The organism is Microcystis sp. M53603_WE2 (assembly GCF_030065435.1).
The window spans coordinates 1-5,772 of the sequence record NZ_JASJFF010001376.1; the positions used below are offsets into that span (position 1 = coordinate 1).

9 protein-coding genes are annotated in these 5,772 nt (G+C 42.6%); 4 read left to right on the plus strand and 5 right to left on the minus strand.

Annotation, left to right across the window (positions count from 1 at the left end; translation table 11 throughout):
* From PX481_RS28890 to PX481_RS28905, 4 genes are all read right to left on the minus strand, one after another.
* The coding region (locus PX481_RS28890; RefSeq protein ID WP_288097392.1) for a Uma2 family endonuclease at nucleotides 1-350 on the minus strand (350 nt) is incomplete at its 3' end.
* A gap of 46 nt (nucleotides 351-396) precedes the next feature.
* Nucleotides 397-1,410, minus strand: coding sequence for a WD40 repeat domain-containing protein (locus PX481_RS28895; RefSeq protein ID WP_288097394.1), 1,014 nt, complete (start codon nucleotides 1,408-1,410; stop codon nucleotides 397-399).
* 36 nt (nucleotides 1,411-1,446) lie between these two features.
* A complete protein-coding gene (locus PX481_RS28900; protein ID WP_002763698.1) occupies nucleotides 1,447-1,689 on the minus strand; it encodes a DUF5678 domain-containing protein in 243 nt (80 codons plus the stop codon).
* Between the two features lie 7 nt (nucleotides 1,690-1,696).
* A complete protein-coding gene (locus tag PX481_RS28905) occupies nucleotides 1,697-2,128 on the minus strand; it encodes a DUF29 family protein (RefSeq protein WP_002763700.1) in 432 nt (143 codons plus the stop codon).
* 167 nt (nucleotides 2,129-2,295) lie between these two features.
* On the opposite strand from PX481_RS28905, the gene PX481_RS28910 reads away from it, so the two are divergent.
* The 3 genes from PX481_RS28910 to PX481_RS28920 all read left to right on the plus strand — a co-directional run bounded on the left by PX481_RS28910 (nucleotide 2,296) and on the right by PX481_RS28920 (nucleotide 3,836).
* Nucleotides 2,296-3,000: a choice-of-anchor C family PEP-CTERM protein gene (locus PX481_RS28910; protein ID WP_288097397.1), complete on the plus strand. Its 705-nt coding sequence runs from the start codon at nucleotides 2,296-2,298 to the stop codon at nucleotides 2,998-3,000.
* 147 nt (nucleotides 3,001-3,147) lie between these two features.
* Complete coding sequence (locus PX481_RS28915) at nucleotides 3,148-3,480, plus strand: DUF433 domain-containing protein (protein WP_002750711.1); 333 nt, start codon at nucleotides 3,148-3,150, stop codon at nucleotides 3,478-3,480.
* A complete protein-coding gene (locus PX481_RS28920) occupies nucleotides 3,477-3,836 on the plus strand; it encodes a DUF5615 family PIN-like protein (RefSeq protein ID WP_002763705.1) in 360 nt (119 codons plus the stop codon). Before PX481_RS28915 ends, PX481_RS28920 begins: the two co-directional genes overlap by 4 nt.
* Before the next feature lie 27 nt (nucleotides 3,837-3,863).
* Here the strand turns inward: PX481_RS28920 and PX481_RS28925 are convergent, their stop codons facing one another.
* The gene (locus PX481_RS28925) at nucleotides 3,864-5,255 is read right to left on the minus strand and encodes an MlaD family protein (protein ID WP_288026828.1); all 1,392 of its coding nucleotides are present in this window, start codon (nucleotides 5,253-5,255) and stop codon (nucleotides 3,864-3,866) included.
* Between the two features lie 199 nt (nucleotides 5,256-5,454).
* Between PX481_RS28925 and PX481_RS28930 the strand changes: the two genes are divergently transcribed.
* Nucleotides 5,455-5,694 (plus strand): hypothetical protein, encoded by a 240-nt coding sequence (locus PX481_RS28930; protein WP_288097400.1) that lies wholly within the window; start codon nucleotides 5,455-5,457, stop codon nucleotides 5,692-5,694.
* The last annotated feature ends 78 nt before the right edge of the window (nucleotides 5,695-5,772 follow it).

The following is a 5,772-nucleotide window of genomic DNA, read 5'->3' on the forward strand; positions in this document are numbered from 1 at the left end:
ACGAAATCGGGACAAATAGGCGGAAATTTCTCCTGTTCTTCTCGACTCAGAGCTTGCCAACGAGTTAAACTCACCCAAGCGGCATCGGGAGCGCGATCTCCGCCATTCGGTAAACGAAAAATCGTCGCCGAACTAAAGACTTTACCCAATCGGGTTTGATGATTCCACAACCAAAGTAAACTAATAAAATCGGCCTCTCGGTTGCCGCTAATTCCCCCAACAGGTGGCATGACAATTAATTCTCCTTGAACGTTTCTTTCCAGTTGCCAATCTGGGTTAACTTGACAGAGACGGTAAAACTGCTCATCGCTGAGATTGACTGTATCTAAGTTTAAAATCACTGCTGCCATAGCTATATTTCACCCTAGAAAACACTCTAGTCTTAATTATAGTTAATTAGATTCCCCGCCACAGTGCGATCGCACCGTCCCGATCTCCAGTGACTAACCAACGACCATCTCGACTGGCAACCATTCTTAAGATGACGTTTCCCTTGAGAGTATTCAAGTGCCGACGGGTATTAACATCCCAAAATTTGACAGTTCCATCCCCAGAAGTGCTGGCCAAAACTTTACCCCCATCGAGCAGGGCCATATCGGTAACAGCGTCGTTATGGGCGAGAATAGTAGTGGTGCCGATGCCGCTTTTTACTTGCCAACCGCGGATCGAACCGTCTTGACTAGCAGTACCGGCGGTATTACCATCTTTGGAAAAAAGCACCCGATAAACGGGGAATAAATTACCCGCATAGGCACGAATAAAGCGACCGGTACTCACTTTCCACAGTTTAACGAAGCCATCGTAATCGGCGCTAACAATTCCTTTACCATCGGGACTAAATGCGATCGCCTGAATCGGATGATTATGGCCGCGCAGGGTTTTTAACAGTGTACCCGTCTGAAAATCCCAGAGTTTAACTGTACGATCCCAGCTACCCGTGGCCAAAATTTCGCCATCGGGAGAAATAGCGGCATCGGTAACGAGAAAAGCATGGCCAGGATAGGTCATTTCTAATTTTCCCGTGCGCGTATTCCAGCGTTGCACTTTTCCCCCGGCATCGGCAGTTACGAAAGTCTCACCATCGGGACTAAATTGGATAGCGTTAACGGTATCACCTAGTTGCCAAGTCCTGAGAGGTTTTTGAGTTTTTAGGTCCCATTCCCTAACCGTGCCGTCAAAACTACCACTTAGCAGCAAGGAGTTATCGGGACTAATGGCCAAAGCATAGATGGGATCCTGATCGGCTTTTAAAATAGTAACCCGTTCGACCATCTGCCAAGGAACGATTTCTGCTAGGGGAGACGCTTGCGGAGTGGTGGTTTTCTCTTTTTCCCGATTGACTGCACAACCACCGGATAGGAACAGCAGTAATAATAACGATAACGTCGGTTGATAAAGGGTTATTTTCATAGAATTTTGCCGTTGTCAAAATCAACTTAAACTACTTTAAACTTGAATGGGTAAAATTTGAATAGAATAACGACAACTAGGAACAAGATAAATGACAAATTCTTGATTGGTTGTGTTGGCTTCTTCTAGAACATTCTGTAAATTTTCACCGTGAGCAATCACTCCTTTTTCGTTATAAGCAATGTATTGATTTTTATACAAATCAATCACGGTGTCACGATTTTTGTTTAACCAACGTAACATTTCTTGGGCTTGTTCTTGAGAGATTGAGTTGGTCATAATCTTTCTAGGGAGAGACGTTTTTGATGAGAAGGAAAGCATCACTAATCAGTTTATTTTTGTCAATTATAGCTTCTAGTTTCTCCGATTGATAACGACCTGATTCGACTTCTAAAGAAGCGGCATCCAAAGCATTAAGATAAGCATCGTTTAAAGTGTCTGTTAATTCCTCATCACTTAAATAATATCCTGCCGCTTTTCGGCGTTTATTTTGGCGTTGAATTTCTCTAACACTATTGCGAATGGAGACATCCCAAGAACGAGTGGTTCGGTTTTCTGCCTGTTGTTTAATTAAATGAAGTAATAAGATAACAGCATAACCACGAATGGTGCTAATAATCCCATTTTTGCTCATATCTTCAAGGTCTTCTACAATCGCCAGTGAACCTTTAATATCACCTTTTAAGAGTAAAGCTTTTAATTCTAAAAGTTCTTCCATAATCCAATTTCTTCCCCAAATACCCCTTAATTATATCTTGCCACAAGTCTCTCTATCCCAAAGCTCATTTAAGACCATCTTGAACAAAAAATTAATCATTTTTTCATTTATTTTAAGCTTTTCTGTGCTAGGCTATGGTTGTTTATCTAAAAATGGAGTTTTTAATTATGACTCAAAAATTAGCAAAACTGATTGATTTGCGGGGGGGGGGTAAGCATAGCTTATTAAAACTCTCAATTGCTTCCTATGTCTTGGCGGTGAGTGCTTTGATAGTCACCCCTGTACAAGCAGCAAATTTGATTCAAAATGGCAGTTTTGAGACGGCTACCGTCAACCCTAACCCTGGTGATTTTATAAGACTTGATGCTGGTTCCACAGCAATTACAGGATGGACGGTCAGCCAAGGAACAATTGATTATATAGGAACTTATTGGCAAGCTTCTGAGGGTAGTAGAAATCTGGATCTATCTGGAGCGAATGCCGGTGGAATTCAGCAAACCTTTAACACAACTGTCGGTGAGACTTATCGGGTGACTTTTGATCTGGCGGGTAATACAGACTACAGTCCTACTATTAAAGAGATGAGAGTGAGTGCAGGAGGAAATTCTGCTGACTTTTCTTTCGACATAACAGGAAAAAGCCGTTCAAACATGGGATGGGTATCAAAATCTTGGGGTTTTACTGCCACTGGAACAACAACTACCCTTAGTTTTCTAAATTTAGTCGATACACCTTATGGTCCTGCGTTGGATAATGTCTCAGTGATAGCTCTTTCCTCTCCTCCTCCTTCTATTCCCGAACCTTCATCAGTGCTAGGATTATTGAGTTTAGGAGTATTAGGAATTGGTTCTGCTTTAAAACGTCAATCTTAATCTCTTTTTATCTTTTTAACCCATCTAAAGTAGGTGGGTTAAATTGAATATTCAGATAGGCTTAAAATCGGTGAATAATTTTGAATTTTGCGGCACATTTTTAATAATATGCTAGGATAGTATTGATGTTTTAGGAGGTAACAACCTATGCAGTTAGAAGATTATTTTGAATTTGTAGCAGTAGATAATATTCAATTAAAAGGACATCGTATTGGCATTGAGGACGTACTGAAATACTATCGACAAGGTTATAGTCCTCAAGAAATTCTCCAAGAATTACCAACTCTAAATTTAGAAAAAATTTATGCCACTTTGACCTATTATTATCACAATCAAGCACAAATCGATCTCTATCTTGTCAAGCTAGAAAGACAACGGGAACAACATTATCAACAGTGGCTAGAAACATCATCTCCTTTAATTGATCGTTTAAGAAAAGCAAAAATTAAAAAGGAGCAGGAGTATTTACAAAAAGCATGAAAATTCGGTTTTTGCTGGATGAAAATTTATCTCCTAAGCTAAAAATAGCGGTTCAACGTATCAATTCTACTATAGATATTTTGCGAGTTGGTGATGCGGATGCACCTCTTTTAGGGACACTTGATCCTAATTTATTGCAATATTTAGAATTATCCCAGAGACTGTTAATCACTGACAATAGAAGTACCATGCCCAATCATTTAAAAGATCATTGGAACACGGGAGGTCACACTTGGGGAATTATTTGGTTACGCCCTAGCGGTACAATTAGTCAATGGGCTGAATCAATGATTTTAATCTGGGAATTAACAGAAGCTGAAGAATGGATTGATCGCTTAGATTGGATTCCTTTATGAGGAACTAAGGTGATTTTTCAAACACATTTAATCATTTATTTCGGGGCTTTTTCTGGGTTTCTTAGCGTCTTTTTCTGGGGTATTAGCGGCGGGATTTGGGGCTATTGTCGCAATTTGGGCGGCCATTCTTGTCATTGCTTGACCTTGGGCGAATTCCTGCTGTAGTTGTTCGCTAGAAGAAACCAAACGACTTAAACCCTGAATTAAGCGGATAATTTCCTGTCGCAGTTGCGGATTACCGGTAATTTCATCCACATCCGAGGTGATTTTCTGAAGATTGGCAAAAGCAGCGCGAGAGGAGTCGAGGAGTTGCTGTAGGGTGACAACAGTGGCAGGATCGGAGAGATAAGCGGTAAAATTTCCCAAATTTTCACTTAATTTAACAGCATTTGCCGAAATAGTGTTTAAATTCTCGATAATTTGGCTTTTCTGCACTTCCGTCAGGATCGGATCCAAAGCAGCGAGGGTAGTTTGTAGGCGATCGCTAGTAGTTTTGATACTATCGAGAGTGGCAATTAAACGATTTTGATTAGCTGCCAAAAAAACCCGCAGTTCTTCGGTGGTTTGGCCCACCAAAAGCAGCGTTTTTCGGGCCTCCACTAGGGTAGCGTCTAAATTTCTCAGGCCGCCACTTCCCTGTAAACTTTTCAGTAAAGTAGTCGCTTCCTGACTCAATCCCCCGACACCGGAAAGATCACTAGAAAGACGATCGAGGGAACCGGATACTTGGGGTAAGGATTCTAGGGATCTCATCCCCGAATTAAGTTTACCTAGAGTACCGCTGCGACGTACCTCACTTAAAGCGGTGGTTGCCTCACCACTAAAGCGATCGAGTCCCCCCAAGGCATTGGCAGCGCGTTGGGTAAAAGAACGAAATCCAGCCACCATATCGGGATCGCTAACTAGATTAGAAATTCTCAGTAAAGATCTGATCAAGGTATTGACATTTAGCGCCGATTGCCCTTGTAAACGGGAACCGTTACAGATAATCACTTCCCCATTACAGTTAGGACTCAAAGGGGGTTCTTTAACACCACCGACGGGTAAAGCTTGCAGGGGAGTAATATCGATCGTGGTTTCACCCACTAAACCGGATTGAATGGCTTCGATGAGGGAATTACTGGGAATTAGGCGATCTGCTGGCGAAATCTCCACTTCTACGGCGACTCCCTCCGGTTCTGGGGTAATTGCCGTCACTTGCCCGATTCTCACTCCCCGATAACCGACGCGGGTTCCCACCATCATGCCACCCACATTAGGAAAAAGGAAGCTGGCGCGATAACTGCGTCCCCCGAAGCTAAAATTACTTAACCAAGCGACAAACCAGATTAATATTCCCCCCGATGTCAGTAACATTAAACCGATACCACTTTGCCGCAGAGTTGGGGAAATCCCCCGTTGTGAACCGCCAGCTTCCATAAATAATTACTCCTCATCTCTACACAGTATCTTACAGGAGAAATCGGAGGATTTCAGTTATCAGTTTCTGAAGGCAAGAGTCAAGGAGTCAGTATTCAGGAGTCAGTATTCAGTATTCAGGAGTCAGGAGTCGGGAGATAGGATTCAGGAGTCAGTATTCAGGAGTTGGGAGTGAGGATTCAGTATTCAGGAGTTGGGAGTGAGGATTCAGTATTCAGGATTCAGGATTCAGGAGTCAGGAGTCAGGAGATTATTTTTATTTATTCTCCCCACTTCCCCCCGCAACGCGCACGCAGTGACCACCCCACACCCCACACCCCACTTCCCCATCACCCCACTTCCCCATCACCCCACTTCCCCCACAATTGTAAAGAAATATTACAATTATGCTGTCATAACAGCTTCCCATCTTGACAGGAGGGAAAGACAGTGGTTATAGTAGAGACACATACCCGGGTAAACCAATTTAGTGATATGCAAGACAAGCAAAAAGTCACACTGTACCTTCCCCCTGGAG

Coding starts and splice junctions, on each gene's coding strand:
- PX481_RS28895 (WP_288097394.1), bottom strand. CDS start 1,410: ATGAAAATAACCCTTTATCAACCGACGTTATCGTTATTATTACTGCTG.
- PX481_RS28900 (WP_002763698.1), bottom strand. CDS start 1,689: ATGACCAACTCAATCTCTCAAGAACAAGCCCAAGAAATGTTACGTTGG.
- PX481_RS28905 (WP_002763700.1), bottom strand. CDS start 2,128: ATGGAAGAACTTTTAGAATTAAAAGCTTTACTCTTAAAAGGTGATATT.
- PX481_RS28910 (WP_288097397.1), top strand. CDS start 2,296: ATGACTCAAAAATTAGCAAAACTGATTGATTTGCGGGGGGGGGGTAAG.
- PX481_RS28915 (WP_002750711.1), top strand. CDS start 3,148: ATGCAGTTAGAAGATTATTTTGAATTTGTAGCAGTAGATAATATTCAA.
- PX481_RS28920 (WP_002763705.1), top strand. CDS start 3,477: ATGAAAATTCGGTTTTTGCTGGATGAAAATTTATCTCCTAAGCTAAAA.
- PX481_RS28925 (WP_288026828.1), bottom strand. CDS start 5,255: ATGGAAGCTGGCGGTTCACAACGGGGGATTTCCCCAACTCTGCGGCAA.